The sequence below is a fragment of the Pseudoalteromonas sp. P1-16-1b genome, assembly GCF_001401785.1.
GTDB lineage: Bacteria > Pseudomonadota > Gammaproteobacteria > Enterobacterales > Alteromonadaceae > Pseudoalteromonas > Pseudoalteromonas undina.
Genome location: NZ_LKGQ01000011.1, coordinates 46,122 through 60,245, shown reverse-complemented (window position 1 = coordinate 60,245; position 14,124 = coordinate 46,122). Strand labels below are relative to the sequence as shown.

Here is a 14,124-nt window from a genome sequence, read left to right as displayed (position 1 = left end):
ATTAAATGATGGCAGTGGGAGCTTTGGTTAATAAGCTTTTTTCATCATGGGTGACCACTTTATTTCGGCCTGTTTCTTTTGCAAGATAAAGGCGTTTATCGGCTTGTAACAACAGTGCTTGCATATTTAGCTCGCGCACTAACATGCTACTTATTCCAGCACTTACAGACAGTGCAATGCTATTACCATTAAAATAAAACGGGTATTCATTAATACTACTGCAAAGCTTTTGAGCTAACAGCCTAGCTTGCGCTAAGTTCTGTTGATTAAGAAAAATAGCAAACTCTTCTCCACCAATACGAGCAGTAACTCCAAGCTCAAAAAACAATTCGTTAATATGTTGTGCAATCCACTTTATCGCTTCATCCCCGGTTTCATGACCGTATTGGTCGTTCACTTGTTTAAATAGGTCTATATCGAGCATGATCAACGATACTCTGCTGTTAAGAGGCGCGGTTTTAGTTATTTTTTTACATAAACGGAAAAATCCACGCCTGTTTAAAAGTTGCGTTAACGGGTCGTGATTCGCTAGATTGATCAGTCTAGACTCAGCATTTGCAAACTTAATAAACGGTAAAATTAGCGCAGTAGCGGTAGTTAAAAATAAATGCGTTACCAATAACAGCTGTAATCCAAAAGCTAAGCTTGCTTGACTGATTTGGCTTGAGTAGAGCAAAACAAGGAGTACAACTTGCAACAGCATCACCACACTGTGGATTGTAAAACAGACAACGAGTAAGCGTTGTTGGACTACTGCAACACTTGGAGTTTTAATCATTAAATACGCAGCGTAACTAAATAATACAGCAGTAATAATGCTGGTAATAATTTGCCCTGCATCTATAAGGTACACTGCAAGTAAAAGCGTACAGCACATGGCACAAGCATAGTATAAAGGTGTTAATTTTATCGCGGGTGCTTGGCTTTGTGGTATTAACCCTAAAATAACGAGTAATGGACTTAAAATAATAAAAACGTAAGCAAAAAAGTGGGTTAATAATGGAAACTCAATAAAATCTCTTAAACCAATTAGTGCTATTGCGGTAATAAACGAGCAACAGGCGGTAGCAAAAAATAAATAGCAAGGTTGTTTTTTGTATCTATAAACAGAAAAAAAGAACACAGCAATAAACAAGTTAAGAATAAAACAGAGGCTAATTAATGTAGGTAAATGAAGCATGTTTAAGGGGCTCTTTTAGCTAATTGAAGGCGTTTATACAGCTATAAGTATTAGGTAGTAACACAAAAATAGCAAGAGGGTAAAAAGTATTAACTTTTACCCCCTACTACAAACTTAATCCGTTAAGGCCAGTAGCTAGACTAAACTTTCTAATGCAGCGTCAATTTTAGTAAAGTGAAAACGATAGTTATGGTCTAATGCTTTTTTAGGTACCACATACTGGCCGGTAGTAAGTAAGTCGGCCATTTCACCCATTAATATATTAAGCACCCCAGCAGGCATAGGCATAAACGCAGGGCGTGACAATGCTTTTGCGAGTGATTGGCTAAACTGCTTATTGCTTAGGGGCTCAGGAGCTGTGGCATTAACAGCTCCTGATATTTCTTTATTGCGAATTAAAAATAAAATGAGCTGAACCATGTCATCTATATGGATCCACGACATACCTTGCTCACCACTGCCAATTGGACCACCTACGCAAAGCTTAAATGCTGGTAACATTTTACCAAGCGCGCCGCCTTTTTTAGCCAATACAATACCGGTACGTAATAAGCACACTCGAGTTTCGTCAGACTCAGCCTTTAAAGCTGCTTGCTCCCAATCTTTGCACAGTTGGTGGCTAAATTCATCATGAGGCTCTGTATTGTTTTCATCAACCAGAGTGTCGCCTTGTCGACCATAATAACCAATTGCACTGCCAGATATAAAGGTATGTGGTGGGGTATGGCACTGCTTAATAGCATCACTAATCGCTTGCGTAACAATGATTCGGCTATCGCGAATGACTGTTTTTTGTTTGTCGCTCCAACGTTTATTTACAATAGGCTCACCGGCTAAGTTAATAACAACGTCAACGGTATTAAAATCAACATCTTCAAGGCTATCAACTGCATTTATCTGGTGCCCTAACAATACTTTTGCTTTGGTTGGGTTTCTGCTCAGTACAGTAACATCGTGGTGGTGCAACAAGAAAGGGCAAAGGTGCCTACCAATTAAGCCTGTGGCGCCAGTAAAAAATATATGCATTGCAACTCCAAAATTATAAATAAAGCAGGATGTTTAAAATTTATACTCTCCAGCTCAACGATTTGCAAATTTATACGTACCAATAATTTTTATGATCACCCTTAAACATTTCATTCTATTAGCTTTTGCCTTACACTAAAGCCAAATAACAGTAATAGGATAAGAGTATTGGCAAGTTTAACTGGGGTAAATAAAAGCTTAATAATTTTTGCCGCTTTGGTCATTGTGCTAGCGGGTATTAAAGCCGCTAGCGCTATTGTTATTCCGTTTATTTTGGCAGCATTTATAGCCATAATTTGTAGCCCACTTATTAACTTTTTTGCTCGTTACCGTATTCCAAAAGGCATAGCGGTAGTGCTTGTGGTGCTTATTATTATGGGCTTAGGGGTTAGCTTAGGCGGTTTAGTAGGGCAGTCGGTTAACGATTTTTCAAAACAGTTACCTGAATATAAAGCACAATTAAAAGAAGAATTTGTATGGTTGGTTGATGTGGCCTCGCAATACAATATCTTAATTAATAAAGAACAAATTTTGTCTATGTTTGACCCTGGCAAAATGGTTGATGTTGCCACCAATATGCTAACGGGTTTAGGTAGCGTAATGGCCAATATGTTTTTAATTATTTTAACGGTTGTTTTTATGCTGTTTGAAGGGCCGATACTTGGCAAAAAAATTCATTTAGCACTGGACGATCCCGACAGCAAAATCAAGCAAATTGACCGTTTTTTAGACTCTATTAACTCTTATTTAGCCATTAAAACCTTAGTGAGTTTAGCCACTGGTGTAATTGCTGGTTTTTACCTGTGGGTACTCGATGTTGATTATTTTGTACTATGGGGCGTATTGGCATTTATGCTTAATTACATTCCTAACATTGGTTCAATCATTGCGGCTGTGCCTGCACTGTTACTGGCGCTTATTACGCAAGGCCCATTAGTGGCAGGGCTCGTCGGCGCGGGTTATTTAACCATTAATACCGTTATGGGTAATATTGTAGAGCCAAAATACATGGGTAAAGGCCTCGGGCTTTCTACCTTAGTGGTGTTTTTATCGTTAATATTTTGGGGCTGGTTATTAGGCTCTGTAGGTATGTTGTTATCGGTGCCGTTAACCATGATTGTAAAAATAGCGCTAGAAGCTAGTGACGAAGGGCGTTGGTTAGCCACTATGCTTGGCACAGGTGAAGAAACCGTTATCAAATCAGAAGACTAATACCTTACAAAGGCGTGCCTACATAGCACGCCTTTTAAAAAGCTAAGTATCCATTAAATTAGCTAAGGCGTTATCTACAGCGTTTATAGCCCCCTCTAAATAGCCAGCCTCATGCTTTGCAAACTCACTCCCCACAAAATGCACTTGTAACTGTTTAAGCTGCTCGCTAAGCCCTGAAAAATTGAATTCTGGGTGCTGCGACACACCTATTTGGTCATCTTTGTTGGCAATAAATTCATCCTCAGCCCAATCCTTTATAATGCAGCTTTTCGCTGTATAGGCTTGTTCACCGTAAAAATAGCTGAGCTGTTCAAGGCAAGCCTGAGTTAATTGTTCTCTGGTTACTTTACTGCGCTGCAAGTAAGGCACGCCAATAAAGCCGAACAAAGCAGGGTGAGAATGCTCACTTGCTGACGCATCATGAACTTCTACCAATGGGCCTAGTCGGCTAAAACATTGTCCCGATAAATTTTTATCTCGCCAAAAAGCGTGCTCAAAAGTGGCAATAAACTTTGCTTGGCCAGCCATCCATGTAGGCACCGACGCTAAACGCTGTGTTAAAACATTATCGGCCCATAAATGCGGGGTTAAATGTTGACTGATCATTCTAGGCGGTAATGCCAACAGTAACTGATCGCAAGTATAGTGCTGCCTACTCCCTTGATAATTAGCGCTTATATGCCAGCCATCGGAGAGCTTTTTTACTTCGCTAACAGCGTGCTCTAATTTAACGGTTTTTGGCTCAAGCTGCTGATAAAGCGCATTGATAAGCTCGTCCATGCCGTTTTGTATTCTAAATAACTGCATTTCGCCAGCCCCTGCAATTTGCTGTGCAGGAGCGGTTTGTGATGCTTGATACAGCACATCGCCTTGGGTGTATTGCTCAAACACTGGGATGTTTAAAACAGCAACTAATTGTTGAATATTAGGCTGGTGCGGAAATATCCATGTTGGGCCTAAATCGTGGCCAATGGTGTTGTTGGTCGGTAAATAATGAGACGCAATTCTACCGCCCAAACTGGCTTTGGCCTCTAATAATAAAAACGGAATATCACGTTTTTTAAGGTTGTAAGCAGCATATAAGCCCGCTAAGCCACCACCAATAATAACCACAGGTTTATGCATTTTAAATCACTTTAGCTAAATCAATCTACTGGTAGGTAGCTTGTGGTTTTTGCGTGGTTTTGTCAAAATGTTTTAATCAACAAATTGTTGATCGCTTAAAAAGTCGTATATTAACTACAGAGCAAATCAACTTAGATATATAAAAATCCAGATAATAAGCTGTTTAAGAATGACAACCAACAGTGTTTATGTATCGCTTATTTCAAATACCTGATGTTTGCTTATGATTATTGAGCATTGCTGCTATCTTTATTTATTACCAGTTCAAATCGCAAATAATATAAACAAGAATAAGGGCAAAAAACTAAAATGACTCAAAATAATAAAATTAACTATATTGAAATTCCTGCACAAAATATTGCAGCTACTAAGGCCTTTTTTAGTGACGTGTTTGGCTGGTCATTTGTAGATTATGGCCCAGAATACTGTAGCTTTGCCGCACAAGGGGTTGATGGTGGTTTCTTTAAATCTGACTTGGTTGTTGCTACTAAAAACGGAAGCCCGTTAATTGTGTTATACAGTAATGACCTTGAAGCGACTCAAAATAAAATTGAGCAAGCTGGAGGCAAAATAATTAAGCCTACATTTTCATTTCCAGGTGGTAGACGATTTCACTTTAACGACCCAAATGGAAATGAATTTGCGGTATGGTCAGAGTAGTCACACGCAAACTATATAAATACAAAAATGCAGCCTTTAAGGCTGCACTTCCAAAACACTAACCACTAAATTAGCAAGCTTCAACACATAATGTTTAATTAGGAGCTGGTTAAAGCCCCATTTTAAGCTGCTGAATGAATTGCTCTATCATTGCTATTTCACACTCTTTATAAGTTACTACAGCTTCTGGTGAATTAGGCTGTTTTAACATATAACGCCACTGGCAACTTTTTTGAATGTACTTGTCTTTGGCGTTAAGACTTTGCTTAAACAATGATAAAATGTAGGTGTTACCAGTTTCACTTTCTAATTCGGCCAGTTCAAAGGTACGCTTCTGGATCCAGCTATCTTGTTGCTGTTGCACTTTATTTAATTTGGCGTCTAAACATTGTGTGTAATCTTTAATTTGCTCGGGTAGGGCATTGTTTTGCAATGTACACTCTTGCGCAGCTATACTTTGCTGCGCCCATAAAAATAAAAGGCTTAAGCTAAAACAAAAGATGTAGTTACTTTTTTTCATGGTAATTAAACTCGAGAATAAATTTTGCACCGCCTAAACGTTGCGACTGAGATATAGTTAACAGCCCGTGATACGACTTAACCAAGTCAGATACAATAGCCATACCAACACCGTGGCCGCTTTCGTAGGTATCTAGGCGCGTACCCCGTTGTAACAATGATTCGCGTTTATCTGGCTTAATGCCCGGGCCGTCATCACAAATGCTTATACTGAGCGTTTTAGCTTGTGAAACGTTAATACTGACTTGGGAGCGACAGGCTTTACAGGCATTATCTATTAAGTTGCCTAATAACTCCATTAAATCGGTTTTATCACCTAAAAAGTAATCTTTATCGTTCACTTGGCAGTTAAATATAATGTCTTTATCGCGGTATACTTTACTCATTGCGCTTAAGATAGAATCGATAACCGGCTTGATGGGGGTTTGTTTTTTCCATGTATCGGAAGCACCCGTGGCGGCACGTTTTAATTGGTGCTCGATCATCACATTAATTCTGTCGAGTTGTTCTTGTGCATCTGCATCGTTAGCGAGTGGGCTTGATTTTAAAACAGCTAACGGCGTTTTAAGTGCATGGGCTAAATCGCTAAGAGAGGCGCGGTATCGTTCTTTTTGACGTTGCTGCGACTCTAACAGTAAATTTAGGTCGGCTTTAATCGTTTGCAGTTCAACGGGGTATAAGCCTTTAATTTCTTGAATATCGCCTGATTCAATTGCTTTTATTTCTTTATCTAAACGCTGCAGAGGTCGTGCACTCCAAATAAAACCAATGGCCATTAACCCTGCAATGGCAATTCCCATTATAAACATCCAATCAACTAGGGTCTGTTTAAAGCCATCCATTAAGCGCAGTAGGGCATCGTTACGTTTTAATAAAATAAAGCGTGCTTGCTCTGATTGGTCAATATTATTAAGTATTACCGTTAAACTTAATTGCCAATAAGCAGTGTTGTTATACACCACACGTCTAAAGTCGGCAGCGCCTGCTTTGGGCTCTATATATTGGGGAACAAAGTTAACGTTAACCGCCGACTCAGAATGCCAAATAGGCACGTCGTCACGGTATATCATGGCGTAGGTGTCTGAGTTTAGATTGTTGAGTTCGGGGGTTAATATAGAGCTGGGCATAATAATGCCGCGCTCGGTAAAATCAACTTCGGAAATAAGTGAATACAGGTGTGCTTCGAGATTTTTTTCGGTGGCATCAACAAGTGACGCATAATACGCTTTACCTATGGAGTAAAACAAAATGGGTAGGGCGACTAACAAAACAAAGACAAGGATAAATCCTTGCCTTATTTTTAACGAAACTTGCGGTCCTACCACTGGCTTTTAAGCCTGTAACCACGCCCACGCAGTGTTTCTACTGGGTTAAGAACGCCATCTGGGTCGAGTTTTTTACGTAAACGTAGTACAAACACTTCAATTACATTCGAATCAAGATCAAAGTCTTGGTCGTAAATATGCTCTGTAAGCTCAGACTTTGAAATTACTTTTTGTGGGTTAACCATTAAGTATTCGAGTACTTTGTACTCATACGCAGTTAAGCTCAGCTCTTTATCGTTTACCCATACTTGTTGTGAACGCGTATGAATTTTAATAGGGCCTGCTGTCATTTCTGGGTTTGCTTTACCAGCACTGCGACGAATAAGCGCATTACAGCGAGCAATCAGTTCTTCCACATGAAATGGTTTAGTTAGGTAGTCGTCAGCACCGGCATCTAAGCCTTCAACTTTGTCTTGCCAGCGATCGCGCGCGGTTAAGATCAAAATAGGAATAGTCACCCCTTGGGCGCGTGCTTTGTTTATTAGTTCAATACCGTCTATTTTAGGTAGGCCTAAATCAACTACAGCCATATCTAAAGGGTATTCAGTGATGTGAAAAAGGCCAGCTTCACCGTCGTGACATAAATCAACACTGTAACGCTCTTTTTCTAATGCATTGCGCAGATTGTCTGCCAAATGTAAATCATCTTCTATTACTAAAATTCGCATTGGTTAATCCTTTTTCACTTCGCCAGTTTTCTTGTTTATTTTCAAATCGACGACGTGGCCGTCAGCTTTTAAAATTCGTACAGTAAAAAAAAGTGTTTCTTCAGAAATCTTTAACGTTGTACCGTCTGTAGTTTGTTTTGCAAGTATTACTGCTTTTTTTTTGCTTACCTCAACTTTATCGGTTTTGCTTTTGGTATTGTTTGCATGGGCAAAATTAGCCAAACACACTACCGCGATTAAATTGAGTATTAATAATACACGCATTACGGAACTCCTAGAACAGACCTGCTTAGCTTAAAAACTAAGCCACTAAAACTTTAATACCTTGCGGTGTATTTAAGTTTTTATTAAGCAAAGTTTAATTAAAAATGAGTGAACAAACCCTGAATTGCTGGTTGCAGTTAAACAGGGTGGTCACACTTTAATTAAGCAGGGAACACTTTTTTAAATGGTTTAACAATAGAGTTTTCATATACGCCACCGGCAACATAAGGATCATCTGCCGCCCATTCTCTGGCGTCTTCTAAAGAATTAAATTGAGCAATCACTAAAGAACCCGTAAAGCCTGCATCTTGAGGGTCTTCACTATCGATGGCTGGAAGTGGGCCTGCGGTTAATAGTCTGCCTTCGTCTTCTAGCGTTTGTAAACGCGCTAAATGAGCTGGGCGAGCCGCTTTACGGTGCTCTAAACTATTTTGGACGTCTGTTGAATAAATCATATACAACATATAAATACTCTCAAAACTTGTTAAATTTAATTAACTGCATACTAGCATAGCGTTGATAAATGGTGAATTAAAAGTGTTTATGGCGATGTTTACAGCAAGAATGTTTTTTTACACGGTAATTGCTTGAAAAGCGTTGCGTAACACTGGTAGAGTCCCTTGGATAAGATAAATAATAACAAGGTTATTACATGAGTGAAAATAGAGAGCACTTTAGCTCCCGCTTAGGATTTATATTGGCAGCGGCAGGCTCTGCTGTGGGTATTGGTAACTTAGTAGGCTTTCCAGTTTCTGCGACTAAGAATGGCGGTGGTGCATTTTTGCTCGTCTATGCTTTGTTTGTCGCATTCATTTGTTTACCCGTAATGATGGCTGAAATGGCCATGGGTCGTCATGCACAAAAAGACCCGCTGGGTGCATACAAAAAATTAGCTAATAACGACAAAAAATGGAAATTTGCTGGCTTTTTAGCGGTATTAACGCCGTTTATGATTGCTGTTTTTTATATGGTGATCACGGTGTGGATTTTTGGTTACTTGAGCCAAACCGCGCTGGGTAATTTAGATATGCTGGCAAACCCTGGACACTTTGGTGAGTTTATAAATAGCTATACCGTGTTTGGTTATATGGCGCTGGTGGTAGTTATTGTTAACCTAATTTTGGTCGGTGGCGTAAAAGACGGCATAGAAAAAGCAGCTAAATTTTTAATGCCAGCTTTATTTGTCATGCTTATTATATTGGTGGGTTACGTACTCACTCTTGATAACGCCATGGCCGGTGTTAAGTACTATATTATTCCTGATTTTAGTAAAATGAATGCCAGCGTGCTGAATGGCGCATTGAGCCAAGCGTTTTTCTCATTGTCGTTAGGTATGGGTATTTTAATTACCTATGCATCTTATATCTCGAAAAAAGATGATATTGTAGGCAGTGCTAAAATGGTTGCTATTACCGACTCACTGGTTGCGTTTGTAGCAGGCTTAATGGTGTTACCGGCTATTTTTAGCTTTGATCCAAATACCGATCCGGCTAAGTTATCTGACTCGTCAGTTTCAATGATTTTTGTCTACCTTCCAAAAATTTTATTAGCGCTACAAAATGATATTGGTTACTTTGGCGCATCAGCCGTGGCATTTATTTTCTTCTTATTGGTATTTTTTGCTGCTATTACATCACTGGTATCTATTGTTGAAGTACCAACAGCAACATTAAGCGATCGTAAAGGCATTAGCCGTAAAAAAGCGCTGGGCATACTCACTTTATCAACCGGTATATTAACTATTTTGTGTATTATGTCGTTTGGTATGATTGACAGCCTAACTACTTTTACTAGCTACGGTAGTGGTAATAAGAGCTTTTTTGATGTTGTTTATGACGTATTTTACGACACAATATTGCCTTTAAATGGTTTAATGGTGTGTTTGTTTGTAATGTATAAATGGAAAAAAGTTCGCTTAAGCGAAGAGCTAAGACAAGGCTCTCCTAATTATGCTAATAGCTTTATGGAAAAGTACGTTAACTTTTCACTGCAAACCTTTATTCCAGCGATATTATTAATCATTTTTGTAAATACCGTTGCAACGAAGTTTTTTGATATCAGTATTTTTGGTTTTTAATTTAAACTAAATCTAAATAAGCCGCGCCTGTCGCGGCTTTTTTATTGCTGTTTGTTAATTCAGTGCGCCAGAGTCTAAATAGTCACCCATCCCTAGGGTAAACATCCATATGCCCCATAAGCTGTGCTCAAGAACACAGGCAAAGGTTGAGCGGCTTTGTGCGTAGGTATATGCAAATAGTAATCCGCCTATAAATGCTAAACTTACTGCAACCCAATTAGCGTAAACAATATGTGCCAGTGCAAATACACTCGCACTGACAATAATGCGCAGCCATTTACTGGGCATAATGCGCTTATAACGATGAAAAAAGTAGGTTCTAAATATTAATTCTTGCGGGATCACCGACAATAAAGGGTAGAGCAGTAATAGCATTAGCCAGTCGGTGAGATTTTCACGAGGTAAAGTAAACCAGTGTCCTTGGTAAAGTAAGTTGTAAAATACCCCCGAAAATAACGCGCCAATAAAGAAAAAGCTAAACATGCGGCGCTTCACAGCAGAAAACTGCCCCAAGCTAGTTAATCTAAAACGTTTAAAGTGGCTGTCGTTTAATAACAACATACAGCACACACTCATGAGGATGATCAGTGCTGGAATAAGCCAGTTAGATAAATATTGGCGAATATTAAAGCCAATTAAAGGCAGAATGATAAAAATAAAGGTAAATTCAAACCAGCGGTATTGATTAGCGTTCACGTTTGCTCACGGTGATTTTTATTTCACCTTAGCAAACGATTAAGTCATCTTTATGACTATAAAACAGTCAAGCTGATTATATTTAAACCCAATGAGTCTTACTAAGGCACTTGGTTCCCAGTTAAGGTTGACTTACCCCCTTGCAACCCTTAGCCTGCCTGCTTTTATTTTTACATCATTGTATTGCCACGTTAATAGGTTTAAGCCTAGGCGTGTATTTAGGAGCAAAAAATGAATAAAGCAGAATTGGTTTCAGCTATTGCGGATGCGAGTGAATTAACAAAAAAAGACGCACAAGCTGCGTTAACCAGCTTACAAAAAGTGATTACAAAGTCGCTGTCTGAAGGCGATCAGGTACAAATTTCAGGCTTTGGTACTTTTGCACTTAGTTACTACCCAGCGCGTACTGGTCGTAATCCACAAACTGGTGAAGCGATTGAAATACAAGGGGCTAATAAAGCCGTATTTAAACCAGCAAAAGCGTTAAAAGAGCGCCTTTAATTTAAAACTTTAGTGCCTGTAAGTTCGCTTCTTCCCCAAAAGCCACTATTTAGCTTACAGGCTCTTTGCTTTATTACTTTTGCCTGTAGTATCTGCAATCAGTGTAAATAATTTACATTGCTTGTATATTACCTTTTATAAAATCTTATTATATTCAGCGTGTTATGTTTGGTATGTGATATGCAAATATGGTTATGTATTGAATAAAATAAGGAGTATTTAATGAGTAACTTACATAACAGTAATCGTTTAAAAGGTAAAAAAATTGCCATTTTAGCCACCGATGGATTTGAGCAAAGCGAGTTACTCTCGCCACAGGCTGCTTTACTTGAAGCGGGCGCCGATATTGAAGTTGTTTCTATTAAAGAAGGGCAGATCACCGCATGGAATGAAGACAAGTGGGGTGAAAAAGTAACCGTTGATAAATTAGCAGCCAATGCAAATGCCGGTGATTACGATGCGCCTTTACTGCCTGGTGGCTTGTTTAATCCCGATAGCTTACGCCAAGACTCGGATGCTAAGGCATTTGTAGATGGTTTTTTTGGAGCAAAGAGAAACAAACCTGTTGCCGCTATTTGCCATGCGCCGTGGTTACTCGCAGAGATTAACAAGCTCAGAGACAAAAAGGTCACCTCATATCCGAGTATTAAAAGTGATTTAATTAATGCCGGTGCTAACTGGGTCGACCAAGAGGTGTGTGTTGATCAAGGCTTAGTGACTAGTCGCAGTCCTGCAGATTTAGACGCGTTCAATGCTAAGTTTATAGAAGAGATTCTTGAGGGTAAGCATCAAGCGCATTAAGTTTGCAGTTTAAATAAAAAAGGGCATGTTACATGCCCTTTTTTAGTGATTAAAAACGCCGTTGATTAAAGCGCTGTTGCGGCTTTCATCTCGGTTACAAATGTTTTTAATTGTGTGGTCATTGCATTTAAATCATGTAGGTTTGCTTCAATGATTTTTACTACTGCAGAACCTGAAATAGCACCCGCAGCACCGGCTTTAAGCGCGGCTTTTACATCATCAGGTGTTGAAATACCAAAGCCTAATAACGCAGGCGCACTGTGGTACTCTTGTAAGCGCGAAACCACGTGTGTTGCAGGCATTTGTGCTTTAGTATCGGTGCCTGTTACCCCTGCACGAGACAGTAAGTAAGTGTAACCGCGACCGTACGATGCGCACTCACGCAACGTATCGTCACTGGCGTTCGGCGTAGCGATAAATATCGGGTCAATATCGTTTGCCATGGCGGCTTTTCTAAACATTTTAGACTCGTGTAATGGCACATCAGCCACTAAAATAGAGTCAACGCCTACTGCTTTTGCATCAGTGTAAAACTTTTCTAAGCCACGTTTAAATATTAAGTTTGAATACAATAATAAACCAATTGGGATATCGGCATTGTACTGGCGTATTTCTTTAATAATATCAAAACAATCTTGTGTATTAATGTGCTCATCTAAAGCACGAATATTGGCCTTTTGAATAACAGGGCCGTCGGCAATCGGATCTGAAAACGGAATACCTAGCTCTAGTCCATCTGCGCCGCCATCGATTAAGCTTTTAATAATTTCGATGCTTTGCGCTTTCCCCGGATCGCCAATAGTAACAAATGGTACAAATGCGCCTTGGTTTTGCTCTTTTAGTGCTGCAAACATTTGTCCGTAACGGTCAGTTTTTACTTGGCTCATAATTGACCTTCCTCTGATAATACCTTGTGTACGTGGGCTAAATCTTTATCGCCACGGCCACTTAAATTAACCACTAAAATGCTTTCTTCTTGCAACTCTTCCGCATATTTAAGTGCATATGCAATGGCATGACTTGATTCTAGTGCCGGAATAATACCTTCGTGTTTTGCCAGTGCTTGAAACGCATCAAGAGCTTCGGTATCGCTAATGCCTACATATTGAGCTCGACCAGTTTCGTGTAAAAATGCATGTTGTGGCCCTACAGCAGGGTAATCTAATCCCGCCGATACAGAGTAAGACTCTTCAATTTGGCCATCGTCATTTTGCATAATGTAGGTATAAGTGCCATGTAAAATACCTTTAGTGCCTTTGCAGATTGTTGCGCCGTGCTCGTGGGTATCAAGGCCTTTACCTGCTGGTTCTACACCAATTAATTTAACACCCGGCTCGTCAATAAAATCAGTAAACATACCAATGGCATTGGAGCCACCACCTACACAAGCTAAAACCGCATCAGGTAGTCGACCTTCCGCTTTAAGAATTTGCTGTTTAGCTTCCTCGCCAATAATTTTTTGATACTCACGTACAATTGTTGGAAAAGGATGAGGGCCCGCAGCCGTACCTAGTAAGTAATGCGCCTCTTGATAGTTTGCTGACCAATCACGCAGAGCTTCGTTAACCGCATCTTTTAATGTGCCCGAACCTGCGGTAACTGGAATAACTTCAGCGCCCATAAGTTTCATTCTAAATACATTAGGCTGTTGGCGTTCAACGTCCTTTGCACCCATGTAAATACGACATTTTAAGCCAAGTAATGCACACGCAAGTGCGGTGGCTACACCGTGTTGGCCAGCACCAGTCTCTGCTATAACTTCTTTTTTTCCCATGCGTTTAGTCAGTAATGCTTGACCCAACACCTGATTAGTTTTGTGTGCACCACCGTGGAGTAAATCTTCACGCTTTAAGTAAAGTTTAACTTTAGGGTTTTTAACTAAGTTGCGAGTTAACGTAAGCGGCGTAGGGCGACCTGCATACTCGTTTAAAAGCTGAGTAAATTCAGCTTGAAACTTAGGATCTTTTTGCGCTTTGTTAAATTCGCTTTCTAACTGCTTTAGCGCAGGTACGAGTAACTCAGGAACAAACATTCCGCCAAACTCGCCAAAATAAGCTGGATTTTGCATTT

The 14,124-nt window shown here is 39.7% G+C and carries 16 protein-coding genes; 5 read left to right on the top strand and 11 right to left on the bottom strand.

Going from position 1 to position 14,124, the window contains the following annotated elements; genetic code table 11:
• Nucleotide 1: 1 nt before the first annotated feature.
• Together AN392_RS09750 and AN392_RS09745 are read right to left on the bottom strand one after the other, a co-directional pair.
• Complete coding sequence (locus tag AN392_RS09750; RefSeq protein WP_055012588.1) at nucleotides 2–1,180, bottom strand: GGDEF domain-containing protein; 1,179 nt, start codon at nucleotides 1,178–1,180, stop codon at nucleotides 2–4.
• Between the two features lie 135 nt (nucleotides 1,181–1,315).
• Entirely contained in the window at nucleotides 1,316–2,206 is an 891-nt protein-coding gene (locus tag AN392_RS09745; protein ID WP_054201055.1) for a TIGR01777 family oxidoreductase, read from the bottom strand.
• Nucleotides 2,207–2,374: 168 nt separating this feature from the next.
• Between AN392_RS09745 and AN392_RS09740 the strand changes: the two genes are divergently transcribed.
• The gene (locus AN392_RS09740; protein WP_055012587.1) at nucleotides 2,375–3,418 is read left to right on the top strand and encodes an AI-2E family transporter; all 1,044 of its coding nucleotides are present in this window, start codon (nucleotides 2,375–2,377) and stop codon (nucleotides 3,416–3,418) included.
• A gap of 42 nt (nucleotides 3,419–3,460) precedes the next feature.
• On the opposite strand, the gene AN392_RS09735 is transcribed toward AN392_RS09740, so the two are convergent.
• Nucleotides 3,461–4,543, bottom strand: a complete 1,083-nt coding sequence (locus AN392_RS09735) for an FAD-dependent oxidoreductase (RefSeq protein WP_055012586.1) — start codon at nucleotides 4,541–4,543, stop codon at nucleotides 3,461–3,463.
• Nucleotides 4,544–4,852: 309 nt separating this feature from the next.
• Here AN392_RS09735 and AN392_RS09730 point away from each other — a divergent pair, with 309 nt between their 5' ends.
• On the top strand, nucleotides 4,853–5,203 hold the full coding sequence (locus AN392_RS09730; protein ID WP_055012585.1) for a VOC family protein: 351 nt from the start codon (nucleotides 4,853–4,855) through the stop codon (nucleotides 5,201–5,203).
• A gap of 109 nt (nucleotides 5,204–5,312) precedes the next feature.
• Here AN392_RS09730 and AN392_RS09725 read toward each other — a convergent pair whose 3' ends face one another.
• The 5 genes from AN392_RS09725 to AN392_RS09705 form a co-directional block, all read right to left on the bottom strand.
• Nucleotides 5,313–5,723 (bottom strand): lysozyme inhibitor LprI family protein, encoded by a 411-nt coding sequence (locus tag AN392_RS09725; protein ID WP_055012584.1) that lies wholly within the window; start codon nucleotides 5,721–5,723, stop codon nucleotides 5,313–5,315.
• Nucleotides 5,710–7,047: an ATP-binding protein gene (locus AN392_RS09720; RefSeq protein WP_054201051.1), complete on the bottom strand. Its 1,338-nt coding sequence runs from the start codon at nucleotides 7,045–7,047 to the stop codon at nucleotides 5,710–5,712. Before AN392_RS09720 ends, AN392_RS09725 begins: the two co-directional genes overlap by 14 nt.
• Complete coding sequence (locus AN392_RS09715; protein ID WP_010390247.1) at nucleotides 7,041–7,715, bottom strand: response regulator transcription factor; 675 nt, start codon at nucleotides 7,713–7,715, stop codon at nucleotides 7,041–7,043. Before AN392_RS09715 ends, AN392_RS09720 begins: the two co-directional genes overlap by 7 nt.
• A gap of 3 nt (nucleotides 7,716–7,718) precedes the next feature.
• Nucleotides 7,719–7,979 (bottom strand): PepSY domain-containing protein, encoded by a 261-nt coding sequence (locus AN392_RS09710; RefSeq protein ID WP_010390245.1) that lies wholly within the window; start codon nucleotides 7,977–7,979, stop codon nucleotides 7,719–7,721.
• A 161-nt stretch (nucleotides 7,980–8,140) separates the two neighbouring features.
• Entirely contained in the window at nucleotides 8,141–8,443 is a 303-nt protein-coding gene (locus AN392_RS09705) for a YciI family protein (protein WP_054201050.1), read from the bottom strand.
• A 188-nt stretch (nucleotides 8,444–8,631) separates the two neighbouring features.
• Between AN392_RS09705 and AN392_RS09700 the strand changes: the two genes are divergently transcribed.
• Entirely contained in the window at nucleotides 8,632–10,056 is a 1,425-nt protein-coding gene (locus AN392_RS09700; RefSeq protein WP_010390240.1) for a sodium-dependent transporter, read from the top strand.
• 54 nt (nucleotides 10,057–10,110) lie between these two features.
• On the opposite strand, the gene AN392_RS09695 is transcribed toward AN392_RS09700, so the two are convergent.
• Nucleotides 10,111–10,752 (bottom strand): CPBP family intramembrane glutamic endopeptidase, encoded by a 642-nt coding sequence (locus AN392_RS09695; RefSeq protein WP_055012583.1) that lies wholly within the window; start codon nucleotides 10,750–10,752, stop codon nucleotides 10,111–10,113.
• Nucleotides 10,753–10,983: 231 nt separating this feature from the next.
• Here AN392_RS09695 and AN392_RS09690 point away from each other — a divergent pair, with 231 nt between their 5' ends.
• Nucleotides 10,984–11,253, top strand: coding sequence for an HU family DNA-binding protein (locus AN392_RS09690; RefSeq protein WP_054201048.1), 270 nt, complete (start codon nucleotides 10,984–10,986; stop codon nucleotides 11,251–11,253).
• Nucleotides 11,254–11,475: 222 nt separating this feature from the next.
• The gene (locus tag AN392_RS09685) at nucleotides 11,476–12,054 is read left to right on the top strand and encodes a type 1 glutamine amidotransferase domain-containing protein (protein ID WP_055012582.1); all 579 of its coding nucleotides are present in this window, start codon (nucleotides 11,476–11,478) and stop codon (nucleotides 12,052–12,054) included.
• Nucleotides 12,055–12,119: 65 nt separating this feature from the next.
• Here AN392_RS09685 and trpA read toward each other — a convergent pair whose 3' ends face one another.
• Together trpA and trpB are read right to left on the bottom strand one after the other, a co-directional pair.
• Nucleotides 12,120–12,941: a tryptophan synthase subunit alpha gene (gene trpA / locus AN392_RS09680; protein ID WP_055012581.1), complete on the bottom strand. Its 822-nt coding sequence runs from the start codon at nucleotides 12,939–12,941 to the stop codon at nucleotides 12,120–12,122.
• Nucleotides 12,938–14,122 carry a tryptophan synthase subunit beta gene (gene trpB, locus AN392_RS09675; protein ID WP_055012628.1) on the bottom strand — a complete coding sequence of 395 codons (1,185 nt, stop codon included), beginning with the start codon at nucleotides 14,120–14,122 and terminating at the stop codon, nucleotides 12,938–12,940. Before trpB ends, trpA begins: the two co-directional genes overlap by 4 nt.
• Nucleotides 14,123–14,124: the final 2 nt, after the last annotated feature.

What these genes read in the sequence shown, in the direction of transcription:
- trpA (WP_055012581.1), bottom strand. Translation starts at nt 12,941, where the DNA reads ATGAGCCAAGTAAAAACTGACCGTTACGGACAAATGTTTGCAGCACTA.
- AN392_RS09715 (WP_010390247.1), bottom strand. Translation starts at nt 7,715, where the DNA reads ATGCGAATTTTAGTAATAGAAGATGATTTACATTTGGCAGACAATCTG.
- AN392_RS09700 (WP_010390240.1), top strand. Translation starts at nt 8,632, where the DNA reads ATGAGTGAAAATAGAGAGCACTTTAGCTCCCGCTTAGGATTTATATTG.
- AN392_RS09735 (WP_055012586.1), bottom strand. Translation starts at nt 4,543, where the DNA reads ATGCATAAACCTGTGGTTATTATTGGTGGTGGCTTAGCGGGCTTATAT.
- trpB (WP_055012628.1), bottom strand. Translation starts at nt 14,122, where the DNA reads ATGCAAAATCCAGCTTATTTTGGCGAGTTTGGCGGAATGTTTGTTCCT.
- AN392_RS09730 (WP_055012585.1), top strand. Translation starts at nt 4,853, where the DNA reads ATGACTCAAAATAATAAAATTAACTATATTGAAATTCCTGCACAAAAT.
- AN392_RS09710 (WP_010390245.1), bottom strand. Translation starts at nt 7,979, where the DNA reads ATGCGTGTATTATTAATACTCAATTTAATCGCGGTAGTGTGTTTGGCT.
- AN392_RS09750 (WP_055012588.1), bottom strand. Translation starts at nt 1,180, where the DNA reads ATGCTTCATTTACCTACATTAATTAGCCTCTGTTTTATTCTTAACTTG.
- AN392_RS09745 (WP_054201055.1), bottom strand. Translation starts at nt 2,206, where the DNA reads ATGCATATATTTTTTACTGGCGCCACAGGCTTAATTGGTAGGCACCTT.
- AN392_RS09705 (WP_054201050.1), bottom strand. Translation starts at nt 8,443, where the DNA reads ATGTTGTATATGATTTATTCAACAGACGTCCAAAATAGTTTAGAGCAC.
- AN392_RS09725 (WP_055012584.1), bottom strand. Translation starts at nt 5,723, where the DNA reads ATGAAAAAAAGTAACTACATCTTTTGTTTTAGCTTAAGCCTTTTATTT.
- AN392_RS09685 (WP_055012582.1), top strand. Translation starts at nt 11,476, where the DNA reads ATGAGTAACTTACATAACAGTAATCGTTTAAAAGGTAAAAAAATTGCC.
- AN392_RS09690 (WP_054201048.1), top strand. Translation starts at nt 10,984, where the DNA reads ATGAATAAAGCAGAATTGGTTTCAGCTATTGCGGATGCGAGTGAATTA.